The organism is Mycobacterium sp. 1245499.0 (assembly GCF_001673615.1).
Lineage (GTDB): Bacteria > Actinomycetota > Actinomycetes > Mycobacteriales > Mycobacteriaceae > Mycobacterium > Mycobacterium europaeum_A.
In genome coordinates, this window is the sequence record NZ_LZMG01000136.1 from 1 (window position 1) to 25,272 (window position 25,272).

Annotated in this window: 15 protein-coding genes; 7 read left to right on the forward strand and 8 right to left on the reverse strand. The window is 67.0% G+C overall.

Features of this window, described 5'->3' with window-relative positions; genetic code table 11:
- The 6 genes from A5646_RS06675 to A5646_RS06700 all read left to right on the forward strand — a co-directional run.
- A partial coding sequence (locus A5646_RS06675) for an amidase family protein (protein ID WP_067020743.1) occupies positions 1-1,279 on the forward strand: 1,279 nt, incomplete at its 5' end.
- Positions 1,280-1,346: 67 nt separating this feature from the next.
- Entirely contained in the window at positions 1,347-2,015 is a 669-nt protein-coding gene (gene nadD / locus A5646_RS06680) for a nicotinate-nucleotide adenylyltransferase (RefSeq protein WP_082972548.1), read from the forward strand.
- The gene (rsfS, locus tag A5646_RS06685; RefSeq protein ID WP_066867105.1) at positions 2,012-2,407 is read left to right on the forward strand and encodes a ribosome silencing factor; all 396 of its coding nucleotides are present in this window, start codon (positions 2,012-2,014) and stop codon (positions 2,405-2,407) included. The genes nadD and rsfS overlap by 4 nt, the downstream gene beginning before the upstream one ends.
- A complete protein-coding gene (gpgP, locus tag A5646_RS06690) occupies positions 2,404-3,078 on the forward strand; it encodes a glucosyl-3-phosphoglycerate phosphatase (RefSeq protein WP_066877429.1) in 675 nt (224 codons plus the stop codon). Before rsfS ends, gpgP begins: the two co-directional genes overlap by 4 nt.
- Positions 3,068-3,892 (forward strand): diglucosylglycerate octanoyltransferase, encoded by an 825-nt coding sequence (gene octT / locus A5646_RS06695; RefSeq protein ID WP_066867109.1) that lies wholly within the window; start codon positions 3,068-3,070, stop codon positions 3,890-3,892. Before gpgP ends, octT begins: the two co-directional genes overlap by 11 nt.
- A gap of 5 nt (positions 3,893-3,897) precedes the next feature.
- A complete protein-coding gene (locus A5646_RS06700; RefSeq protein ID WP_067020746.1) occupies positions 3,898-4,731 on the forward strand; it encodes a DegV family protein in 834 nt (277 codons plus the stop codon).
- 20 nt (positions 4,732-4,751) lie between these two features.
- Here the strand turns inward: A5646_RS06700 and A5646_RS06705 are convergent, their stop codons facing one another.
- The 8 genes from A5646_RS06705 to A5646_RS06740 all read right to left on the reverse strand — a co-directional run bounded on the left by A5646_RS06705 (position 4,752) and on the right by A5646_RS06740 (position 17,551).
- Positions 4,752-7,652 carry an RND family transporter gene (locus tag A5646_RS06705; protein ID WP_066877423.1) on the reverse strand — a complete coding sequence of 967 codons (2,901 nt, stop codon included), beginning with the start codon at positions 7,650-7,652 and terminating at the stop codon, positions 4,752-4,754.
- The gene (locus A5646_RS06710) at positions 7,649-8,116 is read right to left on the reverse strand and encodes an MmpS family transport accessory protein (RefSeq protein WP_197498087.1); all 468 of its coding nucleotides are present in this window, start codon (positions 8,114-8,116) and stop codon (positions 7,649-7,651) included. The genes A5646_RS06705 and A5646_RS06710 overlap by 4 nt, the downstream gene beginning before the upstream one ends.
- Positions 8,117-8,255: 139 nt before the next feature.
- Positions 8,256-9,314, reverse strand: coding sequence for a dihydrodipicolinate reductase (locus A5646_RS06715; protein ID WP_066867138.1), 1,059 nt, complete (start codon positions 9,312-9,314; stop codon positions 8,256-8,258).
- A 68-nt stretch (positions 9,315-9,382) separates the two neighbouring features.
- Complete coding sequence (locus tag A5646_RS06720; protein WP_067020757.1) at positions 9,383-10,033, reverse strand: GAP family protein; 651 nt, start codon at positions 10,031-10,033, stop codon at positions 9,383-9,385.
- Between the two features lie 31 nt (positions 10,034-10,064).
- Positions 10,065-11,801 carry an AMP-binding protein gene (locus A5646_RS06725; protein WP_082984654.1) on the reverse strand — a complete coding sequence of 579 codons (1,737 nt, stop codon included), beginning with the start codon at positions 11,799-11,801 and terminating at the stop codon, positions 10,065-10,067.
- Positions 11,802-11,812: 11 nt separating this feature from the next.
- Entirely contained in the window at positions 11,813-12,931 is a 1,119-nt protein-coding gene (pe, locus tag A5646_RS06730) for an acyltransferase PE (protein WP_066877419.1), read from the reverse strand.
- Positions 12,932-12,987: 56 nt separating this feature from the next.
- Positions 12,988-16,011: an RND family transporter gene (locus A5646_RS06735; protein WP_082984655.1), complete on the reverse strand. Its 3,024-nt coding sequence runs from the start codon at positions 16,009-16,011 to the stop codon at positions 12,988-12,990.
- A gap of 118 nt (positions 16,012-16,129) precedes the next feature.
- A complete protein-coding gene (locus A5646_RS06740) occupies positions 16,130-17,551 on the reverse strand; it encodes a condensation domain-containing protein (protein WP_066877449.1) in 1,422 nt (473 codons plus the stop codon).
- A gap of 295 nt (positions 17,552-17,846) precedes the next feature.
- Here A5646_RS06740 and A5646_RS06745 point away from each other — a divergent pair.
- The coding region (locus A5646_RS06745) for an SDR family NAD(P)-dependent oxidoreductase (protein WP_067020754.1) at positions 17,847-25,272 on the forward strand (7,426 nt) is incomplete at its 3' end.

Consider the following 25,272-nt stretch of genomic DNA (forward strand, 5'->3'; position numbering starts at 1 on the left):
GGTGGTTGATCATCACCGCGACGAGGCATTGGCCGCCGCCGCCATGATCGACGAACGGCTGCGCCGCGGCGATGAGGTTGGACCGCTGGCCGGTGTGCCGGTAACGGTGAAGATCAACGTCGACCAGGCCGGCTACGCCACCACCGACGGCGTGACGCTACAGCGTGGCCTCATCGCCAAAACCAACAGCCCCGTCGTCGACAATCTTCTGAAGAGCGGTGCGGTGCTCATCGGCCGGACGAATGCGCCCGCATTCTGCCTCCGTTGGTTCACCTCGAATCAATTGCACGGGGAAACCCGCAACCCACGGAACGCGGACCTAACCCCTGGTGGCTCGTCGGGCGGGGCCGCCGCGGCAGTCACGGCGGGCATCGGCGCGATTGCCCACGGAACCGACATCGCAGGTTCGATCCGCTATCCGGCGTACGCGTGTGGGATACACGGGTTGCGCCCGACACTTGGCCGCGTCCCCGCATTCAATGCCTCTCTCCCCGAACCGACCATCGGCGCCCAGCTCGGGCGAGTTTCAGGCCCGTTAGCGCGCAGCGTCGCCGACCTCCGGCTGGCATTCGCGGCGATGGCGGCTCGAGACGCCCGCGACCCGTGGTGGGTGCCCGCGCCCCTGTCAGGTCCGCCCCCTGTGGCCAAGCGAGCGGCTTTCTGCGTGGCGCCGGACGGGCTTGGCACCAGACCTGAAGTGGCGCAAGCGGTCCGCGACGCGGCCGAGCGGCTCAAAGCCGCGGCGTGGGACGTGGACGAGCTGGCCACCACCCCGCCACTCGCCGAAGCAGCCGATGCGCAAACCAAACTCGCGTTCCTTGACGGGTACGACGACAAGCTTGCGGCCGCCCAACGGGAGGGCGACCCGGGCGCGTTGAATGTGCTGGCGCGTCTGCGCGAGCAAGCCGTCGCTTTCGACCTGACCGCGTTCTCCAAGTCGCTGAGTCGCCGAGCCACACTTCTGCGTGACTGGCTGACGCTGTTCGAGAATTACTCTGTCCTGGTGATACCGGTCAGCGCCGAGCTGCCCTTCGCGAACCATCTCGATATGCAAGGCGACGCCGCCTTCGCGCGGGTATGGGCCGCACAGCTCACCCAGCTCGGTTTGCCCTACCTCGGGCTGCCGGCACTGACCGTGTCGACCGGTCTGCTCGGCAGCACGCCGGTCGGCGTGCAGATCGTTGCGGGCCGCTACCGCGAGGACCTGTGTCTGGCCGCCGGAGAAGCGATCGAAGCTGTGGGTACACCAGTCTCACCGATCGACCCGATGCCGGGATAGGGTCGCAGCGCCGCCGCCCGACCAGGGAAATCGGGCCGTAACACCGGCTCAAGTAAGCTGGCAAATCGTGCAAAAGCAGCTTCGCAGGTTAGGGGTGATGGGTGGGACGTTCGACCCCATCCATTACGGCCACCTGGTTGCCGCCAGTGAGGTCGCCGACCTGTTCGACCTCGACCAAGTGGTGTTCGTGCCCAGCGGCCAGCCCTGGCAGAAGGACCGGCACGTCTCGGCCGCCGAGGACCGGTACCTGATGACGGTGATCGCCACGGCGTCCAATCCCCGTTTCACGGTCAGCCGGGTCGACATCGACCGCGCCGGCCCCACCTACACCAAGGACACTTTGCGCGACCTGCACGCTCTCAACCCGGACTCCGAGCTGTACTTCATCACCGGGGCCGACGCGCTGGCCTCCATTCTGTCGTGGCAGGGCTGGGAGACGGCGTTCGAGCTGGCCCGCTTCATCGGGGTCAGCCGGCCCGGTTACGAGCTGCGCCGCGAACACGTCACCGGCGTGCTCGGTGAGCTGCCCGACGACGCGCTGACCCTCGTCGAGATCCCGGCGCTGGCCATCTCCTCGACCGATTGCCGCCGCCGCGCGGCGCAGCGCCGCCCGCTGTGGTACCTGATGCCCGACGGCGTCGTGCAGTACGTCTCCAAGCGCCGGCTCTACCGCGACGACGTCGTGCCGCCGGTGCCGGCCAGCGAAACACGCCTGAGCGCAGGGGATCACCCATGAGCGCCACCCAGGAGGCCATCGACATGGCCACGGTGGCCGCCGGTGCCGCCGCGTCGAAGCTTGCCGACGATGTCATCGTCATCGACGTCTCCGCGCAGTTGGCCATCACGGACTGCTTCGTGATCGCCTCGGCCTCCAACGAGCGACAGGTCAACGCCATCGTCGACGAGGTCGAGGAGAAGATGCGCAAGGCCGGTTACAAGCCGGCGCGTCGCGAGGGAACCAGGGAAGGCCGCTGGACGCTGCTGGACTACCGCGACATCGTCGTCCACATTCAGCACCAGGAGGACCGCGACTTCTATGCCCTCGACCGGCTGTGGAGTGACTGCCCGGTGGTGCCGGTAGACCTCGATGAGGGCCGCGCCAACTCCGATGAGTCGGGTGCGTCATGAGGGTCCGTCGTCTGATCATGTTGCGGCACGGGCAAACCGAGTTCAACGCCGGCAGCCGGATGCAGGGTCAGCTGGATTCCGAACTCAGCGAACTCGGCCGGGCCCAGGCCGTCGCGGCCGCCGAGGTGCTGGGCAAACTGCAGCCGTTGCTCATCGTGTCGTCGGATCTGCATCGCGCCTACGACACGGCGGTCAGGTTGGGGGAGCTGACCGGCCTGCCGATCCGGGTCGACCAGCGGTTGCGGGAAACCCATCTCGGCGACTGGCAGGGAATGACGCACACCGAGGTCGACGCGCAGGCCCCCGGCGCCCGGCTGGCCTGGCGCGAAGACGCCACCTGGGCACCGCACGGCGGTGAGAGCAGGGTCGACGTCGCCGCTCGCAGCGTGCCGTTGGTTGCCGAACTGGTGACCGGCGAGCCGGAGTGGGGCGAGCCCGACGGGCCCGATCGCCCGGTGGTGCTGGTGGCCCACGGCGGGCTGATCGCCGCTTTGTCGGCCGCGCTGTTGAAGCTTCCCGTCGCCAATTGGCCGATCCTGGGTGGCATGGGCAATGCCAGCTGGGTGCAGCTGTCCGGCCACAACGACGATCCGGCCGACGAATTCGACAGCATCCGTTGGCGTCTGGATGTGTGGAACGCTTCGGCGCAGGTGTCCAACGATGTCCTCTGAGCGGCCGCCGAAGCCCACCCTGCTGATATTCGCCGACTCCCTGGCCTACTACGGCCCGACGGGAGGGCTGCCCGCCGACGATCCCCGGATCTGGCCGAATATCGTTGCTGCGCAGCTGGGTTGGGACGTCGAGCTGATCGGCCGCATCGGGTGGACGTGCCGCGACATCTGGTGGGCGGCGACCCAGGACCCGCGGGCGTGGGCGGCGCTACCGAGGGCGGGCGCGGTCATCTTCGCGACCGGCGGCATGGATTCGCTGCCGTCGGTATTGCCCACCGCGCTGCGCGAGCTGATCCGCTATGTGCGGCCGCCGTGGCTGCGGCGCTGGGTTCGCGACGGCTATGGCTGGCTGCAGCCCAGGCTCTCGCCGGTGGCCAGATCGGCGCTGCCACCACACCTGAGTGCGGACTACCTCGAACAGACCCGTGGCGCAATCGATTTCAACCGGCCCGGTATTCCGATCGTGGCGTCGCTGCCGTCGGTGCACATCGCCGACACCTACGGCCGGGCCCACCACGGCCGCGCGGGCACGGCGGCCGCCATCACCGAATGGGCGCAAAACCACAACGTGCCCCTGGTCGATCTGAAAGCCGCTGTCGCCGAACAGGTGATGAGCGGTCGGGGAAACCCGGACGGGATTCACTGGAACTTCGAAGCCCACCAGGCGGTCGCGGAGTTGATGCTCAAGGCGCTCGCCGAGGCCGGCGTGGCAACGATGCAGCGGGGGCACCTCCCGCTTGCGGGGGACGCGCAGCGCGATGAGGAGGCGCCGCGCAATCAGGCCGGCGTGCCCAACGAGAAGCCCCGCGGGTAGCGCTGGTGACCGTCATGGTGGTGACCGACTCGTCGGCACGGCTGCCGGCCGACCTGCTCGAAAAGTGGGGAATCCGGGTCGTTCCGCTGCACATCTTGCTCGACGGCGCGGATCTGCGTGACGGTGTGGACGACGTTCCCGATGACATCTACAAACTGGCGGCCACCACCGCGGCGGCCACCCCGGCCGAACTCGCCGACGCCTATCAGCAGGCGCTGGCCGACAGCGGCGCCGACGGCGTTGTGGCCGTACACATTTCGTCGGCGCTGTCGGGAACGTGCCGGGCCGCCGAACGCACCGCGGCCGACCTGGACCCGAACGTGCGGGTCGTCGACTCGAAGTCGGCCGCGATGGGCACCGGCTTCGTCGCGCTGGCCGCGGCGCGGGCGGCGGCCGACGGCGCAAGCCTCGACGCCGTCGCGGACGCCGCGCACGCGGCCGTGGACCGCGGGCATGCCTTCATCGTGGTGCACCGCCTGGACAACCTGCGGCGCAGCGGACGCATCGGCGGGGCGAAGGCGTGGCTGGGCACCGCGCTGGCGCTCAAGCCGCTGTTGCGTATCGATGACGGCAAACTCGTTCTGGCCCAACGGGTCCGCACCGTCACCCATGCCACCGAGGCAATGATCGACCGGGTCTGCCAGGTCGTCGGCAACGATGCCGCCGCCCTGGCGGTGCATCACGTCGACAACCCGGATGGCGCCCGGGAGGTGGCCTCAGCGCTGGGCGAGCGGCTGCCGGCGTGCGAACCGGCGATCATCACCGAGCTGGGACCGGTGCTCGCGCTGCATGTCGGTGCGGGCGCGGTCGCGGTCACCGTGGCGCTGCCGCCGGAGTAGTTACGAGCGCCACTAACGAATCAGGCGCTCACCGGCCGTCGTGCGTTATCCCCACGGGGGTGCACCACCTGCGGCCACCAGAACCACCGTCCGAGCAGGGTGGCGATCGAGGGCATCAGCAGCGTGCGCACCACCAGCGTGTCGAGCAGCAGACCGATGCACACGGTCGACCCGAACTGACCGAGCACCCGCAGATCGCTGCCCAACATGGACGCCATGGTGAAGGCGAACACCAGACCCGCCGCCGTCACCACACCGCCGGTACCGGCCATCGACCGGATGATCCCGGTCTTGAGCCCGCGATGGATCTCTTCGCGGAACCGGGAAACGAGCAGCAGGTTGTAGTCGGATCCCACGGCCAGCAGGATGATGACCGACAGCGCCATCACGATCCAGTGGATCCTGATGCCGAATAGGTCCTGCCAAATCAGCACGGACAGACCGAAAGACGCCGCGATCGAGCTGGCCGCGGTGCCGACGATCACCAGTGCGGCCACCACGCTGCGGGTCAGCAGCAGCATGATCATGAAGATCAGCGTGAGGGCCGACACCACGGCGATCATCAGGTCGTATTTCTCGCCGTCTGCCATGTCCTTGAACGTCGCGGCGGTTCCGCCGAGATACACCCGGGCATCCGAGAGCGAGGATTGCTTCAGCCCCTCCTGCGCGGCGGTGCGTTCGGCATCGACCCGCGCGATACCCTCCGGCGACATCGGATCGCCCTGATGGGTGATGAAGAACCGCGCCGACTTACCGTCCGGTGACAAGAACATCCGAAGACCCGTCTGGAAATCGGGGTTGTCGAAGGCTTCCGGCGGCAGGTAGAAGAAGTCGTCGTTCTTCGACGCGTCGAAGCTCTGCCCCATCACGATGGCGGTATTGCTCATCGCCTCCATCTGATTGATCATCGCCTTGAACGTCTGGTAGAGCGTCAGCGTGATGCCCCGGGTGGTCTTCAGCGTGGTGATCAGCGTGGGGAACAACGCATTCAGATCATGGGTTGCTTTGGCGGTGTGCTGGATGTCGCCCGTGAGGTAATGGAACTGCTCCGCGAGCTGATCGAAGCCATCCAAAGTGTCGAACAGGGACCGCAGCCCGTAGCACAGCGGGATGTCGTAGCAGTGCTTCTCCCAGTAGAAGTACGTGCGGACCGGGCGGAAGGTGTCGTCGAAGTCGGCGATGTGGTCGCGCAGGGTGTCGGTGATCTGCGACGTCACCGCCGTGGTCTTCGCGCTGTCGTCGGCGGCGTTGGCCAGATCCAGCGACACCTCGTATTGGCGCTGCGTGGTGTCGATCTGGGTTTGCAGATCATCGGCCATCTTGAGAATGTCGTTCATGCGCTCCTTGAGAAAGCTCATGTTCTGCATCGTCGTCTGGCTTTGGACGCTGTTCTGGAACGGGATCGAGCTGTGCTGGATCGGAATGCCCAGCGGCCGGGTGATGTCCTGGACCATGGCGATGCCCAGCGTGCGCATCTCGTTCTTGGCCACCCGGTCCAATACCAGCATGTCGGCTGGGTTGCGCATGTCGTGATCGGACTCGACCATCAACAGGTCGGGGTTCATCCGCGCTTCGGAGAAATGCCGATTCGCGGCCTCTTGCCCCTGATTGGACGGGGCTGACAGCGGCAGGTAGTGGCGGTCGTTGTAGCTGGTGTGGAAGCTCGGCAGGGCGATCATGCCGACCAGCACGATGGCGGCGCTGACGGCCAAAACCGGTGCGGGCCAACGCACTACGGCGGTGCCCACCCGGCGCCACAGCCGACCACGCTTGGCCTGCCTTTCGAACAGGTGGAAGCGGCTGCCGACAAAAACCACCGCGGGGCCCAGCGTGATACCGGCGAGCACCACGACCAGCATGCCGATCGCCACGGGCGCGCCCATGGTGTTGAACCACGGCAGCCGCGAAAAGCTCAGGCAATAGGTCGCGCCCGCGATTGTCAGGCCCGAACCCAACACCACCGGGGCGACGCCCTTGAATGTGGTGTAGTACGCCTCTTCTCGATCCTCGCCGGCGGCCAGCGCCTCCTGGTAGCGGCCGACGAGGAAGATGCCGTAGTCCGTTCCCGCGGCGATGGCCAGCATGGTGAGGATGTTGGCCGCGAAGGTGGTGAGCCCGAATGCGTTGTGATACGCCAGAACCGCGACCACCCCGCGCGAACAGGCCAGCGCGACAAAGGTCATGAACAGCTGCACGAGCGTGGTGACGATGGACCGGTAGACCAGCAGCAGCATGATCGCGATGGCACCAAGGGTGAACAGCGTGATCTTGGCCAGGCTGGCGTTACCGATGATGTGCATGTCGTCGGACAGCGCAGCGGGACCGGTGACATAGGCCTTCACACCGGGCGGTGCCTTGTTCTCGTCGATGACCTTGCGCACGGCGTCCACCGACTCGTTGGCCAGCGTCGTGCCCTGGTTACCGGCGAGGTTCACCTGCACATAGGCGCTCTTGGCGTCGGCGCTCTGCGCGCCCGCGGCCGTCAGCCGGTCGCCCCAAAAGTCCTGAATGTGCTGAATGTGCTTGGGATCCTGGCGAAGTTGCCGGATCAGCTTGTCGTAATACTGGTGCGCGTCGGGGCCCAGCGGATGCTGACCCTCCAGCACGATCATGACGGTGCTGTTGGAGTCGAACTCGTGAAAGTTATGGCCCAGGCGCATCATCGCCTTCATCGACGGCGCGTCGAGCGGTGTCATCGGCGCCGAGTGCGCCTCGCCGACTTTCTCCAGCGTGGGCACGATGACGTTCACCAACACGGTGATCGCGACCCAGCCGATGATGATCGGTATCGCGAAGATGCGGATCGCGTGGGGGAGGTAGGGCCGATGGCCGCGCTCGGCCTTCGACAACCCCCGGGTGCCGATCGGGCCGGTGTCGGCGGCGCTCAGGTCGCGCTCGGTCTGATTGTGCACGTCGCTCATGCGGACTTCACCAGGCAGAAGGTCTGGGCGTTATGGCCGGCGGAGTTCTGGTTGTCCCGGACAATGCCGTCCACGGTGATTTTGCAGCTGATCGTGCTGCCGTCGCTCTGCGCCATGATGTTTGCGCTCACCGAGGGCAGCGTGGTCGAGATGGTGGTCGACCAGGGCAGGGCAGCGTTGTTGACCTGATGCGTGTTGGCGTTCTCGTCCCAGTAGTTGATGTTCGCCGTGGTGCCCGGGGCACCGGAGATTTCGTAGACGACGACCTTCGGGTTGAATTGCACGATTTCGATCCCCTTGCCGGCGTTTGCGTTGAGATCTTCCGAGCCGAAGATCTTGTGCAGTCGCGACACGATGAGCGCCGACAGTGACAGAACGACCACCAGCACCAGCGGGATCCACGCTCGTCTCAGTACGCGGCTGAGAAGGCCGGGGCGGGTACCCGAGTCTGGACTAGCCACCACCTGACCGCCTTCCGCAAAGCTCACCAACCGTCGCCGACGACACCACTGTCAACGGAACATTTGCTCAGTTGGGGATATTAACCTTAGTGCACGCAAGCGTTCCTCCTGGGGCCACCACTTGTGGCGTACGGCATAGCTGCTAGTGGGCGAGCCGACCGGTGACCGGCGGCAAATCCGCCAGCGTCACGATTCCCGGCTCGGCGGCCACCACCGCCGGGACGGCATTGGTAACCGGCATCGCGGTGTAGATCATTCCCAGCCCCATGAATCCGGGCTCTGTCCAGTCTTTGGGCGGCAGGCAGTGCAACACGGTTCGCATGTTGGGCAGCCCGAACACCTGGATGACGTGCCCGTGCTCCAGGGGCTTGGGCGGGACGACGTGACTGCCCATGGTCCAGTTGAACCCGACGCTGACGACATTGCGGTCACCGACCCAGCCGCGGTGGTAGCCGTAGACGCTGCCGACCGTTCCGGCGGGGATCTTCATGAAGCCCAGATCGGAGTCGTCGGTGGCCGCGGTGAAGGTGACGTCGAAGGTCATCTTGTCCAGCTTCGCCCCGATCGCGTCGGCCATCATCGCCGCCGACTCCGCGAAGACCTCGCTTTCGCGCCGGACGTTCTCGGCCAGCCCGGGGGTATCCGGATCCTGCGAAAAGCCCATGGCCGTCTGGGTTTCCGCCGATTCATAGGTCGAGCAGTCCACCGACTCGGTGATCCGGATCTCGTCGACGCGCTCACACGATGCGGACAGCACCATGCCCACCATGTTCGTCATGCCGGGGTGCGCACCGCTGCCGAAGATTGTCGAATTGCCTTTCCGGCAAGCATCTTCGATGCGTTTGCGGTCCTGCGGTGTCTGCTTTCCGCCGGTGATCCACGCGGCGCTGGTGCACACGTTGACTCCGGATTCCAGCAGCCGCACCAGCTCATCGATGTTGGGCCACAACGGGTTATAGCAACACGCGTCGGCGCCCAGGGCCAGCAGCGCATCGATGTCGTTGGTCGCCCGCACCCCAGTCGGCTCCGGCCAGCCCGCCAGGTCGGCGGCGTCGACGCCGACCTTGTCGGCGCCGTGTGCGTACACGCCGGCCAGTTCCAGGTCGGGTCGCCCGATGATGGCGTGCAGCGAACGCCGACCGATGTTCCCGGTCGTCCACTGGATCACGCGTAGCGGACGGTCGGTGCTTGCCTTGCTCATCGCGGCTCCTTTGCCGGTGCGGATTGGACTCATTATCTTCCCAGCGGTGACGCGTCGTTGGCGAAGGGTCAAAGGCCGGCCGCGCCGACCGCGAGGAAAGCGCAACCGGCCGCGGCCAGCAGGAGCGCAACGTCGACGCGCCGGCGCGAGCGAATCCAGTCATGCAGCGCCGCCACCCGCGTGGCGGTCGCCTCGGGCGCCAGCAGGTGGGCCAGCAGCGGAATCTCGATCAGGGCGAAGGCCACGGCGTTGAACATCAACAGCACCGCGACCTGCGTCAGGGCCGTCGCCCCGGAGGCCAGAATGACGGCCAGCGCGGCAAGGTAGTCGACGGACGGCAATGCGATGCCGAGACCGGCGATGCCGGCGACCGCCAGCGAATGCCGGCTCAGCAAACGTTGGACCGGCGAGGCGAATCCCGTCGGCCGCGCACCCAACCGCGCGGGGAGATTCGCGGCCACGACCGCCGCGACCGTCAGCGCCAGCAGGCCGACCACAATCTGCACCTTGGGCAACGCGAAGTAGTTCGAGCCCAGCATGGCGCGTCGGAAGGCGAACAAGACAACCAGCCCCACCGCCGTTCCCATGGCGAAACCGCCGGACAGGAACGCGAGCAGTTGCAGCGCCGGTCTGGGCCTGTTCAGCATGACCACGGTCAGTCCGACTCGGAACGGTTCGACGCTGACGGCCAGCGCCATCACCAGGACGGTCACCAACATCGGCATCGTGGCGCGCGCCCGTCGCCCCGGCTCAGGCGTCCAACCGGGCGAATTGCTGCCGGCGGTACTGCTCGACGCAGGCGGCGCGCCGGATCTTGCCGCTGGTGGTGGTGGGAATCGAGCCGGGCGGCACCAGCACGAGGTCTCCCACATTCACGCCGTGCGCATTGGAAATCGCCGAGGTGACGTCGCGTTTGACGGAGGTCAGCGAGTGCATGGCCGCCTCGGTGGAGTCGCCTCGTTTCTTGTACTCGATGACGGTGACGAGCTTCTCGGTGCTGTTCACCGGAACCGATATCGCCGCGACCCGACCGCCGGTGATCTCCTGGACCGTCGCCTCGATGTCCTCGGGATGGTGATTTCGTCCCCGGATGATCAGCAGGTCCTTGATGCGGCCGACGATGAACAGCCCACCCTCGTGGATGAAACCCAGGTCACCGGTCTTCAGCCATGGCCCGTCGGGCGTACCCGGCGACGGGTCGACTAGCGTCGCGCCGAAGCAGCGCTGTTCTGCCGGCGGCTTGCGCCAGTACCCCTCGGCCACGTTGGCGCCGCGCACCCAGATCTCGCCGACCACCCCCGGCGGGCACTCGCGGTCGGTGTCGCCGTCGACGATTCGCAGTGCCGGGGATTGCGGCGGTTCGTATTTCACCAGCGCCGAGCCGGCGCCTGCCGCGCACGGCTTTGCGCGGCCCGCGGACAGCTCGTCGATATCGAAGTGAACCGTCGCCTCGTCACTCCAGGTACCACTGGCCACGAAGACGGTTGCCTCCGCCAAGCCGTAGGACGGACGCATCATGTCGTCCCGAAAGTTGAAGTGCGCGAACCGATCGACGAAGCGGCTCAGGGTGGCCGGCTCGACGCGTTCGGCGCCGCTGATGATGCCCAGCACGCCGCCGAGGTCGAGTCCGGCCAGGTCACGGTCGCTGGTCTTGCGGGCCGCCAGGTCGAAGGCGAAGTTGGGGGCGGCCGACCACGAAGACGTGTTCGCGGCCAGGGATCGCACCCATCTTGCCGGCCGCTCCAAGAACGCGACGGGACTCATCAGCTCACCGCGCCAGCCGCCCAGGATCGGCGCGCACACGCCCAGCACCAAACCCATGTCGTGGTAGAAGGGCAGCCACGAGACGATCGTGGTGTCCGACGGGGCTTTTCTGCGGGAGTCGGCGAAGAAGCTGCGCATCAGCTGCTCGAAATTCACCTGCAGGTTGTGGTGCGAAATCATCACACCGGTCGGGGTTCGGGTCGAACCCGAGCTATATTGCAGATACGCGACGTCGGGCAAAACGGTTGCCGGAACGGCGGTTTGGCGATCGGCGTCCAGATTCATCGAATCAATTTCGACGATCTTCGGGACATCATCCATGCGCGCCCGATCGACGTACTCGGCGACATCTTCGGCGACCGCGGACGTGGTGAGCACGATCGACGGTGACGTATCGGCGAGGACGGCGCTGACCCGCTCGTCGCTCGAGCCGCGATGCGGCAGCGGAAGCGGAACCGCGATGAGCCCGGCCTGCATCGATCCCAGAAACGCCGCGATGTAGTCGAGGCCCTGCGGCGCCAGGATTACCGCCCTGTCACCGACCGAACCGTGCTGGCCGAGCTCGCCCGCCACGTTGAAGGTCCGGCGGGATAATTGCGACCACGTGAGACTCTGCGCAACGCCGTCGGCGTCGTCGGAGTAATCGGTGAACGTGTACGCCACGTCGTTGGGCCGCAGGCTGGCACGCCCGTGCAGCATGGCAAGAATCGATGATCCAGACATAGGCGCGTTGTCTAGCCGGTGCCGTGGGACAACACCGAAGTGGCGCCGCTAAGGATCTGGGAAAGGGGATCGGCGCCGCCGCCGAAGGTTGCCTGGTTGGCCGGCGCGGTGACTTCCGCCGGGTCGAAGCCGTGCACCGGGTCCACCTGGACCGGGGCCGTCGCCGGGTCGTCGTTTCGCGCGTAACCCGCATTCACCCGGGGAATCAGGATGGCGTCCAGCTTGTCCAGCGTGCCTTCGTCGATCCCGATGTATTTGAGCGGCATGACGAGCGGAAGGTGCTTCTCCGGGACCATGATCGTCGTGTCTTTGGCGCCCCTGGAGTTGATCGTGGTCCTGATGTTTTGCGGGGGCACCATGCTCGGGTTGGTGAAAGCCACCGCCGTGTGACCGGTGGCCAGCCCTAGCAGCGTGTTCGCCAAAGCGAACATGTTGTCGGGCCGGTCGGGGAAGTCCGCGATCGAGTCGTACGCCGCCACGAATCTGTTTGTGTCGTACTGGCTTTCGTACTGAGGCGGCATAGTGTAGTCGAGCGCGGGAACCACACTGCCGACCGGAAACATGGCGGTCAGGAAGCTCTGCCCGAAGGCGTGATGCCCAATGGGGTCACCGAACGTGGCGAAGTTCAGTCTGTCCGGCGGGGGAGCGGCCGGGTCATTCGCCAGCCGGGCCTGTTCGCCGTCGACCACGAACCCGCCCTCGGACAAGCCGATCGCCGTGCCCGGGCGGCCGGTGCGGATCGCGGCATCGAGGTTGTTCACCCCCACGTCGACCGACTCGCCGACGCTTGGGCCGTCCAGACCCAGTCCGGGCAACAGCCCCTCACCGATCTTGCCGATACCCGGGAAGAGTCGCTCCAGCACGTGCCCCTGCACCTGTCCTGCCGGGTAGCGGACGATTTCGCGCTGCTGGCCGGGGAACCACTGGGCGCCCTCCTGCCGGATGTACTCGTCGTAGGGGATGCCTAGGACGTGAGCGCCGCCGAGGGCGAATGCCGTCTGGTCGCCCGGCGCCCCCGGGGTCGGCGGCCCGCCGATCGGCGCGTCGTCAGCCGTCGCGGTATTGACGCCGAAACACCCTGTGGCAGCTACGGTTACCAGCGCCGTAACACCTGCGAGCAGTTTCTTCATCCCAACTCCTACCGCTCGAATCCGCCTCGTAGTCTCACACACATCCCCTACGGGTGCTAACCGGGCTGCGCCTCGGCGCGTCCCTCCGGTAACCGCGGCGCCGGCCGCCGGGCTCCCACTGGCGCGCCCGCTCGGGAGGGCCACCAATTCGCCCGGCCGACCAGGGCGGCGATGGCGGGAACCGTGATGGTGCGCACCAAGAAGGTGTCCAGCAAAATTCCCACCCCGATCACGAAACCGCCCTGGACCACGGTGCTGATGCTGGAGAACAAGAGACCACACATCGAGGCGGCAAAGATCAGACCCGCCGCAGTGATCACCCCGCCCGTCGAACCCAGGGTCCGGATGATGCCGTAACGCATGCTGCGCGGCGACTCCTCCCGCATTCGCGAGACGAGCAGCATGTTGTAGTCGGCACCCACCGCGACCAGCACCACGAATGCCAGCGGCGGCACACTCCAATGCAATTGCTGACCCAGCAGGTATTGCACCACCAGTACCCCGATTCCCACCGCCGACAAATACGAAATAACCACGGAGGCAACGAGATACAGCGGAGCGACGATCGCGCGCAGCAGCGCGATCAGGGTCACCAGCACCACCAGCAGGGTCACCGTGATGATGAACCGGATGTCGTGCTGGTAGTAGTCGCGCGTGTCCTTGAGCGCGACGGTGTATCCGGCCATCGACACCGTCGCGTCCGCGAGCGCGGTGTTCGGCTGGGCCCCCCGCGCGGCCGCTTCGATCGCGTTGACCTGATCCATGGCCTCGGTGCTGAACGGATTGAGTTTGGTCTGGACCAGGTACCGCACCGAGTGACCGTCCGGCGAGATGAATGCCTTGGCTGCCTTCTGGAACTCCGCCAAGTGCAGCAGCTGGGGTGGGATGTTGAATCCGGCCATGGCCGGTTGCGCCGCGTCGCGTTTCAGCGACAACAGAAACGCCGCTGAGTCGTTGAGCCCGCTGCCGAGCTGTTTGACTTGGTCGACGACCTGAGCCACCGCGTCGGCGATTTGCCGGCTGCCACCGGCGAAACGGTTAGCGCCATCTTGCAAGGTGTTCAGGTTCGACTGCAGACCACCGGGTTTGTCCATCCCCAGCGAATGCAGCACGGTGGTGAGCTTCGCCAATGCGGCGCGCAGGCGGTCCGCCGACGCTTTCAGCGCGTGCTTGTCCGGATACTCCTGCAACTGGTGCGCCAAGTCATTGATCGCGTCGAGGTCTGCTTGATCGCGCGAACCGACGAGTTGCTCGAATGTCCCGCGGGTGGCGCTGCACGAGGGGTCGACGTCGCATCGGGGGTTGCCCTGTAGCGCCCCCAGCACCGGGCCGATCCAGGCGAACATGTTCTTGGCCGCCGAGAAGTTCCAGCCCATGTTGTTGCTGAGCGCGTTCACATGGTCCACGAGCTGGGCTGCGAGATCGACTTCTTTCACCAGCGCGTCGCCGGTGTACTGGTTCTTCGCCGACGAGAAGGCAGTCTCGAGCTCCTGGACGCCCGCGGCGAGCTGGATGACCTGGCCCCGCATGTTGCCGAGGTTGTCGGCCAACGTCCCCGCCCCGTCTACCAGCCGATTGAGGTCGCCTGTGTGGTCTTTGATCAGGGTGGACCCGCCGGCCAGCAGGGTGCCGATAGCGCCCGCCTGATAGGTGGCTCTGAATTGTTCTGGCACATTCCCGGTGGGGCGCGTAATGCCACTGACCGCAGCAACATTCGGCAATTGACTGACCCGGTCCGCCATTTGCTCGAGGTCTGCGAGTGCCTTCGGCGTGCGCAGGTCATGCGGGGACTGGACCAGGATGTACTGAGGGATGGACTGATTTACCGGGAAGTGGCGATCCAGCGCGGCGTACCCGACGGAACTCGGGGCGGAAGCCCGCAGCGCCTTGCGATCGTCGTAGTTATAACGCACCAGGCCGGCGCAGCTGGCCAGGATGATCAACACGAGCAGGCTGGCAACCAGGTTGACCCTCGGTCGTCGCACGATGCGGATGCCCGACCGCCGCCAGAACCGGGCGGTCAGCTCGCGGCGTGGCTTGACCAGGCCACGCCGCCCCGCAAGCACCAGAATTGCCGGCAGCAGCGTCAGCGCGGCGAGGAAAGCCACACCGATACCGATCGCCGAGGACGCCCCGACCGTCTTGAACACGCCCATGCGGGCGAAGCTGATCAGCAGGAAAGTGATTCCGACGGTGGCCGCGGATGCGGCGATGACCTTTCCGATCGAGAACATGGCGCGCTTGACCGCCTGATCGGGAGTTGCGCCCGACCGCAAGTAGTCGTGATAGCGGCTGATCAGAAAGACGGCGTAATCGGTTCCGGCTCCGGCCATTATGGCGCTCAAGAACACAACGGACTGGTTCGAGACGCCCGAGCCGGTCAGTTGGGAGTAGCCCGCTACCACCGCCTGCGCGATCACCAGGGATATCCCGATCGTCAGCAACGGCAGCAGCATGGTGACCGCGCTGCGGTAGATCACCAGCAGGACGATCAGGACCATCACCGCGATCGCCAACTCGATCGGCATCCGGTCCCGAGCGCCCGCGTCGGTGAGGTCGGCGACGGTCGCCGCGGGGCCGGTGAGGTTTGCCGTCAGCGATGTGCCGGTGAGCGCCCCCTTGACGATTTCGCCGATCCGGTTGAAGGCGGCGTACGAGCGGGGCGTGCCCAACTCACCAGCGACGCCGACCGGCAGCACCCACGCCTTGTGATCCTTGCTGGTGACGACGGAGCGCAACGCCGGCGTGCTGGCGAAGTCCTGCAGCATCACGACATCTCGCGTGTCGCGGCGCAGCGCGTCCACCACTTTGCCGTAAGCGGCCTCGTCGGCCGGGCCAAGCCCCTTGTCGTCGGTCAACACCACCAACAGCAGGTTTTCTGAGCCCGACTCGTGAAACGCCTCGGTCATCTTTCGAGCGGTCACGCTCGAGGGCGCATCGCTGGGCAGGATGGCAAGCGGATGCTTCTCGGCCATCTCGCCCAGCGACGGAAAAGTCAGGGGTAGCGCGGCGGCGATCGCAATCCAGATCCCCACCACTGCCCAGGGCCACCGCACCACGAAATCGGCTAGCCGTCGCATATCGCCCTCATCCCCGCTCGGCGCCGTCGGGCGTGCCCGCCGGGGACTCTCGGCCGCACCCGCCCGAGCCCGGTCACACCACGCAAATTCGCCTCACGAGCCATCGAAGTGCTCCACGCTACGCGACGCGTCCCCAGCTCCCGCTGCCGGCGACCCGCACGCAGACCGACTTCATCGCCTCCAGGTAGCGGACAACCGATTTCCGGGCGACCGGGTTGTCCGGGTGCATGATCGCCATGAACGTGCCTTCCCCGTAGCGGAATATGTAAATGGTCAGCTGGTATGAATATCGGCCGTCGGGATAGATTCCGATGTTGTTCGCCAACCCCATGTCGGCCGCGGCGAGAATGGCATTGAGCGGAGCGGCGCCGCCATGAAAGAAATTCGACACCGGAAAGTTTGGTTGCGGCCAGCGCAACCACGGCGCGAGTTCCAACACGCGGTAATAGGGAACTTTCGCCATATCCAGATTCGAATCGAAGGACGCCTGCGCCGCCCACGCGGCATCGCCGAACGAGGCGGCAGCTATGGGCACGGTGATGGGGATCAAACCGGTGAACCAACCCTGCGTCATGAAATTGTCGGTGGCTTTGCGGGAATCCCTGGGAGTAAGCCCGTAATACGTGAGGGCACCCGTGAATTCGTGCTCCACCAAGGCGAGGCAGGCGAACAGGCCGCCGACAAACCGTGCGCCGGCCGCCGCGCAGGCCGATTCGAACCGTTCGGTCTGTGCCGCGTCCATCAGGAGTTCGGACGTCATGTCGCTGCTACTGGAGTCCTGCGGGTCGCCCAGCGGGAGCGGGAACTCGGGAAAGCCGCCATCGTTGTTTTCGGCGAAGTCAATCCACGCGCGCACCTCGGGGGAATCTACGGTCAGCGTTGACGTGTACTCGCGTTCGCGGGTGCAGAAATCATCGAAGCTGCCGGCATCGGGAAGGGTGAGGGCCTGCCCGCCGCCGCTCAACGCGGTGTACATGCCGTTGGCCTCCATCATCGTGGTGCCAATCAACGTCGCGTCCCCGTGGACATGATCCATGGCGGCAAAGAATGTGAAGCGGTCTTCGCTTTGAATAATCCCGAAGGTGAAGCAGCCCCACTCCAGCGGATTCGGAATGGCCACGACGTGAGCGTGTATTTCGTCGGGAGTCATCTCACCGTGCTCGATCGGGGCGAATTCGATAGCGTCGGCATCGTCGACGGTATGCCTGATGAATTCTCCGTCACCGGTGTGCTCGAACCAGCTGCGGAACGTGTCGTGCCGGCGCAGATACGCGTTGACGGCGTGGTTCATGGCGGCAACGTCACACGTCCCGGGCACTTCACAGGTAGCGATGATCTGGCGGGAGAAATTCAGCCCCGCGGCGGTCCGTTCACAGTAATTGCGAAGATGCTGGCTCTGCATGTAGCTGACCGGCACGGAGCTGACCGGCGCGTGCCTGACCTTTTCGGTCGCCGCGGCCGTCGGGTGCCAGGAGATCACCGACCCGGGCGTCACCGTCCAATCACCGAGTGCGCCGATCGTAATCTTCCCGATGCGCAAAACTTCGTCCTCCTCGGTTGCAACGACCACGGCCACCCTGGCGGCGAGACCAAGATAAACCCTCCGAGTGATCGCCGTCGCAGGCGTGCGCGAGCCACCGCCTACACTCGCTCACGGATCCGGCAGGCCGTTGTGGCGATCGAACGGCCGGACGGGGACGCAGGGCGGCAGTCACACCGGCTGTCGTTGCGCGGTGCGGCGCTGCGGGGACCGCGCCGGCCTCCGGAAAAGATCTTCCGAGCGCAACCGGCGTCCCGTGGGGATCGATCGTGACCGGCCAGGAGAGGACAAGCGCATGGCATCCGTCGAAGGTCTGGGCAAGCCGGCATCGGGCTTTGCGATCATCGGTTACGCGGCGCGATTCCCCGGAGCCGCCGATGCCGACGAGTTCTGGGATCTGTTGCAGCACGGCCGCGACGCGATATCCGAAGTGCCGCAAGACCGCTGGGACGTCGACGAATTCTTCGACCCCGAACCGGGGGCGCCCGGTAAGGTCGTCACCCGTCGTGCCGGCTTCGTCGACGACGTAACGGGATTCGACGCGCCGTTCTTCGGCATGTCGACCCGCGAGGTCAGGCTGATGGACCCGCAGCACCGCATCCTGCTGGAAACGGCATGGCGCGCGGTCGAGCATTCAGGCACTGCGCCAACCGATCTGGCTGACAGCAACACCGGGGTCTTCGTCGGTTTGGCGACGCACGACTACCTGGGAATGGCATCCGACGAGCTGACGTACCCCGAAATCGAGGCCTACATGGCCATCGGGACCTCGAACGCCGCGGCCGCCGGCCGGATCAGCTATCGGCTGGGACTGCAGGGTCCGGCCGTCGCCGTCGACACGGCGTGCAGCTCGTCGCTGGTGGCGATCCATCAGGCGTGCCAGGCGCTGCGCCTCGGGGAATGCGACCTGGCGCTGGCCGGCGGCGCGAACGTGCTGCTCACCCCGGCGACCATGATCACGTTCTCCAGCGCGCACATGCTCGCCCCTGACGGCCGGTGCAAGACATTCGATGCTGCCGCGGACGGCTACGTGCGCGGCGAGGGCTGCGGCGTCATCGTGATCAAGCGCCTGGAGGACGCGATCCGCGACGGCGATCGGATCCGCGCCGTGATCCGCGGCAGTGCGATCAACCAGGACGGCGCCTCGGGTGGCCTGACCGTACCCAATGGCGTTGCCCAGCAAAGGGTTATCGCCGATGCGCTCAAGCGGGCCGACCTCGAACCACGCGACGTCGGATACCTGGAAGCGCACGGCACCGGGACGTCGCTGGGTGACCCCATCGAAGCGCAGGCCGCGGGCGCGGTGCTCGGCGCCGGGCGCGAACCCTCCCGGCCGCTGCTGATGGGTTCGGTGAAGACGAACATCGGACACCTGGAAGCGGCCGCGGGCATCGCCGGGGTGATCAAGGTCATCCTGTCGCTCGAGAACGAACTGATCCCGCAACACCTCCACTTCGAGAACCCGTCGCCCCACATCCCCTGGGACCGGCTTGCGGTGCAGGTCGTCGAGCAGCCCACCGCCTGGGAACGCAACGGAGAGCCGCGCATTGCCGGCATCAGCTCGTTCGGCTTCGCCGGCACCAACGCTCACGTCATTCTCTCCGAAGCTCCCGAGCAAACGGAGTCCGTTTCCCCGGCGCCGCTTCCGGTCGAGCATTCCGGGCACCGCCGGTTCAGCATCCTCCCGCTTTCGGCGCGAACGCCCGCCGCGTTGGCGCGGCTCGCGGCCGACTACCGCAGCTGGTTGAGCGAGCACCCCGAGGCCACCCTCGCGGACGTCTGCTTCACCGCCGGGGCGGGTCGGGCACACCTGGAGCAGCGGGCCGCGCTGGTGGTCAACTCGCGAGAATCCGCGCTGGAACTACTCGGCGCTCTGGCGGACGACCGCCCGGCACCGGGGCTGTTCCGCGGAGAATCGCAGGAGCCACCGAAGACCGCGTGGCTGTTCACCGGTCAGGGCAGCCAATACCCCGGCATGGCTCGAGAGTTGTTCGACAGCGAGCCGGTGTTTGCCGAGACGCTGAATCGGTGCGCCGCCGCGGTTGCCGACGTTCTCCAAAGGCCTTTGCTGGACGTTGTTTTCGATGCGGACGGCCCGGACGGCGAAGCGACGCTGCAGCAAACGTCGTACGCGCAACCCGCACTGTTCGCGGTGGAGATGGGCCTGGCTCGGCTATGGCAGTCGTGGGGCTTCGAGCCCGACGTGGTGCTGGGCCACAGCGTTGGCCAGTATTCGGCGGCCTGCGTCGCGGGCGTGTTCAGTCTCGAAGACGGTGCCCTGCTGATGGCCGAACGCGGTCGTCTGTTCGGCAGCCTGCCTTCGGGTGGCCGGATGGTCGCGGTGTTCACCGCCGCCGAGCGGGTCGAGCGACTCACCGACGAGTTCCCCAGCCTGTCGGTGGCCGCCTACAACGGCGCCAACACCGTGTTGTCCGGCCCAGTGGCGGACCTGGAGCGGGCGGTAGCCGCAGTGTCGGCCGACGGTGTTCGGTGTGACTGGCTGGACACCAGCCACGCGTTCCACTCGGCGCTGCTGGACCCGATCCTCGACGAATTCGAATCGTATGCGGGGCGGTTCGACTTCAAAGCGCCGCAACGAATCCTGATCGACAACCGCACCGGAGCGGCGCTGGGCCGCAGCGTGAAGCTCGATGGCGCTTACTGGCGCCGTCACGCGCGCCAGCCGGTGGAATTCGCCAAGAGCGTGCGCACCCTCGCCGAGCTGAGCTGCAAGGTATTGCTCGAGATCGGCCCACGACCGGTGCTCACCGCCTCGGCCCTGAGCGCATGGCCCGACCCGGCCACCGCACCGCGGGCGATCACGTCGCTGCGCCGTAACACCGCCGACCACCGGCAGATCACCGAAGCGGTTGCCGACGCGTATGTCCTTGGCCACCTGCCCGACTTCGCGGCCTTCGGGCAGGCGCACGCACGCAAGCTGGACCTGCCCACCTATCCCTTTGAGCGGCGTCAGTACTGGTTCCGCGACGACCGCGAGCGCCCCGACCAACGCCGCGACGTCGGTGGGCCGCGCACCGAAGCGGTCCGCCTTCTCGAGGACGGCCGGATCGAGGAGCTCGCGACGCTGCTCGACGGCGCGAGCGGCGATCATCAGACCCTGCAGGTGCTCACCAAGCTTGCGGCACAACACAATCAACAGCGCACCACCCGGTCCATCGAGAACGACCGCTACGAGATCCGCTGGGACACATCGACCGCCGAGCCGTCACCGGCAGACGGAGTGTCGCGGTGGGTCATCGTCGCCGACGGTACCGACGCGGTCCAGCCGTTGGTCGACGCGCTGACCGCACGCAACCACCGATTCGAGGTCATCGGGTTGCCGGTGTCCGACGCGGACGAGGAACACCTCGTGGGCGTGTTTCGCGCCGCCGCCGCGGACGATTCGACGCTTCGCGTCGTGCATGCCGCGGCCCTGGAGGCGGGGACCACGCCGTCGATGCGCTCACTGTTGCGGATGCAGCACCGGATCCTCGGCGGGACACGGCGGGTGTTTCGTGCCGCGGTCGCCGCGCAGTTGCGCAGCCCCATCTGGGTCGTGACGCGCGGCGCGCAGCGCGTCACCGATACGGACACGGTGGCGCCGCACCAGAGCAGCCTGTGGGGCTTCAGTCGCGCCGCATCGCTGGAGCTGCCGCAGGTATGGGGCGGACTCGCGGACTTATCAGCGGGGACCGCCGACGAATGGACTGCGCTCATCGACCGGATCGCCCCCGCGGACGACGCGGCGATCAGGGAAGACCAGCTCGCGCTGCGTGATCGGGCGGTCTACGTTCTCCGGTTGGTTCGGCGCACCGAGACCCCGAGCGGCACGTCGCTGCAATTGCGAAACGACGCAACGTATTTGGTGACCGGCGGGCTGGGTGCGATCGGGCTGGAGATCGCCGGGCACCTGGCCGCCAACGGCGCCGGGCATCTGGTGTTAACCGGTCGGCGCGCGCCGACCGATGCGGTCCGACAGCGCATCGACGCACTCGGTGAGGCGCACGGCTGCCAAATCCGGGTCGTGGCCGCCGATGTCGCCGACGCGCACGACGTCGCACGCCTGCTGGCGGGCGTGCAGGCCGAGTTGCCGCCGTTGGCCGGCATCGTCCATGCCGCGGGGGAGATCGGTACCACGCCCCTGAGCGCCTTGGACGATGCCGAGATCGATCGCGTCTTCGCCGGAAAAGTCTGGGGCGCCTGGCATTTGAGCGAGGCGGCGACGGACCTGAAGCTCGACTTCTTCCTCAGCACGTCCTCGATCGCCTCGGTGTGGGGTGGATTCGGCCAGAGCGCCTACGGCGCGGCGAACGCCTTCCTGGACGGGCTGGCGTGGCGGCTGCGCGAACAGGGCATCCTCGGCGTGAGCGTCAACTTCGGGCCGTGGGCGGCCGGTATGGCCGACGCGGAATCTCGTGCGCGACTGGATCAGCGCGGGATCCGTACGCTGGCACCGGCCGATGCGCTTGCGGGGTTGTCCGATGTGGCGGCGGCCGCCTCGGCGCGGGGCGCTGCCCACGGAGTAGTGGCCCGAATCGACTGGACCCGTTTCTTGCCGCTCTACCAGCAAGCGGGTCGGCGGGCGTTCCTGGCGGAGCTGGAGCGCGAGGTGCCCGCTGCGGTGCCCGCGGCGACGCCGGCCGGGAACACCCCGTTGGTCGACCGGCTCACGGCCGCTCCGGTACAGCAGCGCAAGAAACTGTTGACCGATTATCTGCGTGATGCGGTCGCGGAGGTTACCCGCGTCGACGCCGCCGAGATCCGCGAAGACGCGGGGTTTTTCGATCTCGGCATGGATTCGTTGATGGCGGTCGAATTGCGTCGGCGCATCGAGGAAGGGGTGGGTAAGCAGGTCCCGGCCACCCTGGCGATGGATCACCCACGGCTGTCCGACGTGGCCGACTACCTGCTCGGCGACGTGCTCGAGCTCCGCGATCAAACGTCCTCGAAAACGCGGTCCCAGCCGGCAACGGTGGTGACGACCCGCACGGACGAACCGATCGCGATCGTCGCGGTGTCCTGCCGTTTCCCCGGCGCGCCCGACCCGGAAGCGTTCTGGCAGGTGCTGTCCGAAGGGGTCGACGCGATCCGGGAGGTCCCGGAGGACCGATTCGACATCGACGAGTTCTACGACCCGGATCCGGACGCCCCAGGCAAGACCTACACCCGGTTCGGCGGATTCCTGGACGAAATCGACGGATTCGATCCCGAATTCTTCGGCATCTCGCCCCGCGAGGCCGTCTGGATCGAGCCGCAGCAGCGGCTGATGCTCGAAACGGCGTGGGAGGGCCTGGAACGCGCCGGGTACTCGCCGGCCGCATTGCGCGGCAGCCGAACCGGAGTCTTCACCGGTGTGGCGGCCAACGAATACGCGCATCTGCTGTCATCGGAGTCGATCGACAAGATCGAACCGCACTTCATCACCGGCAATGCGCTCAACGCCATCTCCGGTCGGGTCGCCTTCGCGCTGGGACTCGAGGGACCGGCGGTGGCGATCGACACCGCATGCAGTTCGGCGCTGGTGGCCGTCCATCAGGCCTGCCAGGCGTTGCGGTCCGGCGACTGCGACATGGCGCTGGCCGGCGGAGTGAACGTCCTGCTGAGTCCTGTGACGGTCATCGCGGCCTCCCGCGCGCGGATGCTTTCCCCGGTGGGCCGATGCAAGACGTTCGACGCCTCCGCCGACGGTTACGTGCGCAGCGAGGGCTGCGGAATCCTCGTACTGAAGAGGTTGAGCGACGCGGAGCGCGACGGCGACCGGATCTGCGCGGTGATCACCAGCAGCGCGGTCAACCAGGACGGCGCGTCCAGCGGTTTGACTGTGCCCAATGGTGGTGCGCAGCAACGGCTCATCGGGATGGCGCTGGCTCGTGCGGGTCTGGCCGGCGGGGACGTCGACTACCTCGAGGCGCACGGGACGGGCACCCCGTTGGGTGATCCGATCGAGGTGCAGGCCGCGGCCGCCGCCTACGGCGCCTCGCGCGACGCCGACCGGCCGCTACTGATGGGCTCGGTGAAGACCAACATCGGTCACACCGAATCCGCTTCGGGCGCAGCCGGTCTGATCAAAGTCGTGCTGTCGCTGCAGCACGAGGTCCTGCCGCCGAGCCTGCACTTCGAGCAGCCGTCGCCGCACATTCCGTGGGACTCGCTGCCCGTGCGGGTGGTCGACAAGACGATGCCGTGGCAGCCCAACGGCAGGCCGCGGCGCGCGGGCGTGAGCTCGTTCGGGTTCACCGGAACCAACGCGCACGTCCTGGTGGAGGAGGCACCGGCGCGCGCCGTATCCGCCGACCCGAACCCCGCCGACGACGCCGCCGCGGACTCGGCGTCGCACGCTCAGGGCGCCACGGTGCTCGCGCTGTCCGCGCGGTCACCCGAAGCGCTGGTGGCGTTGGCGCAGCGTTACGAGGCCTGGCTGGCCGCCCACCCGGATGCGGACCTCACCGAGGTATGCCTCACCGCCGGAACGGGCCGGTCACACTTCGAACACCGCGCCGCCCTGGTGGTGGACTCGCTCGAGAGCGCGCGCGACGCCCTGGCCGAATTGGCCGAGAACCGCCTGCGGCCCGGCGTTGTGCGTGGCGAACACACACACCACCCGATGACGGCATGGTTGTTCACCGGCCAGGGCAGCCAGTACCCGGGGATGGCGCGTGAGTTGTTCGACACCGAACCGGTTTTCGCCGAAACGGTGACGCGGTGCGCGGACGCGGTCCGTGACATCCTGCCGCATCCCTTGCTGGAGGTGCTGTTCGCCACCGATCGCGAAACGGGGGGCAAAGCCGGAGAGAGGCTGCGGCACACGTCGTTTGCCCAGCCGGCGCTGTTCGCCGTCGAAATGGGCCTGGCCCGGCTGTGGCAGTCGTGGGGGATCGAACCCGATGTGGTGCTCGGGCACAGCGTCGGCCAGTACGCGGCGGCCTGCGTGGCCGGGGTGTTCAGGCTCGAGGACGGCGCCCGGCTGATGGCCGAGCGCGGCCGGATGTTCGGCAGCCTGCCCGAGGGCGGACGGATGGTGGCGGTATTCGCCGACGCCAAGCACGTCGAGGAGATCGCCAGCGGATTCCCGCGAGTGTCGGTCGGCGCGTACAACGGACCGAATACGGTGCTGTCGGGTCCGGGTGAGGACCTCGAACAGATCGTCGCCAAGTTCGGCGACGAGGCGATCCGCTGCACGTGGCTGCAGACCAGCCATGCCTTCCACTCCGAGTTGTTGGATCCGGTGCTCGACGAATTCGAGTCCTACGCAGCGCAATTGGAGTTCGCCGCCCCGACGATGCCGTTGATCTGCAACCGCACCGGGGCCGTGCTGACGGGCCAAACCCCGCTCGACGCCGCGTACTGGCGGCGCCATTCCCGCCAGCCGGTGCAGTTCGCCGAAAGCGTGCGCACCGCGGCGGCGCTGGGCTGCTCGGTGTTGATGGAGATCGGTCCGCAACCGGTGCTGACCGGTGCCGCGGTGCAGGTCTGGCCGGAGCACCTGACCGCACCGCGGGCGATCGTCTCGCTGCGTAAGGGCGTCGGCGATCGGCGCCAGATCGCCGACGCGCTGGCCGCGGCCTACGTCGGCGGCCATCGTCCGGATTTCGCTGCGCTGCATGGTCAGCGACGTCGCAGCATCGAACTGCCCACCTATCCGTTCCAGCGCCGCCGGTTCTGGCCCAAGACATCCGGCACCGCCGTCGTCGGAGGGGCCGGCCCGTCTTCGGGCATCCTGG

What these genes read in the sequence shown, in the direction of transcription:
- A5646_RS06735 (WP_082984655.1), bottom strand. Translation starts at nt 16,011, where the DNA reads ATGCGACGGCTAGCCGATTTCGTGGTGCGGTGGCCCTGGGCAGTGGTG.
- A5646_RS06725 (WP_082984654.1), bottom strand. Translation starts at nt 11,801, where the DNA reads ATGTCTGGATCATCGATTCTTGCCATGCTGCACGGGCGTGCCAGCCTG.
- octT (WP_066867109.1), top strand. Translation starts at nt 3,068, where the DNA reads ATGTCCTCTGAGCGGCCGCCGAAGCCCACCCTGCTGATATTCGCCGAC.
- gpgP (WP_066877429.1), top strand. Translation starts at nt 2,404, where the DNA reads ATGAGGGTCCGTCGTCTGATCATGTTGCGGCACGGGCAAACCGAGTTC.
- A5646_RS06715 (WP_066867138.1), bottom strand. Translation starts at nt 9,314, where the DNA reads ATGAGCAAGGCAAGCACCGACCGTCCGCTACGCGTGATCCAGTGGACG.
- rsfS (WP_066867105.1), top strand. Translation starts at nt 2,012, where the DNA reads ATGAGCGCCACCCAGGAGGCCATCGACATGGCCACGGTGGCCGCCGGT.
- A5646_RS06720 (WP_067020757.1), bottom strand. Translation starts at nt 10,033, where the DNA reads ATGTTGGTGACCGTCCTGGTGATGGCGCTGGCCGTCAGCGTCGAACCG.
- pe (WP_066877419.1), bottom strand. Translation starts at nt 12,931, where the DNA reads ATGAAGAAACTGCTCGCAGGTGTTACGGCGCTGGTAACCGTAGCTGCC.
- A5646_RS06705 (WP_066877423.1), bottom strand. Translation starts at nt 7,652, where the DNA reads ATGAGCGACGTGCACAATCAGACCGAGCGCGACCTGAGCGCCGCCGAC.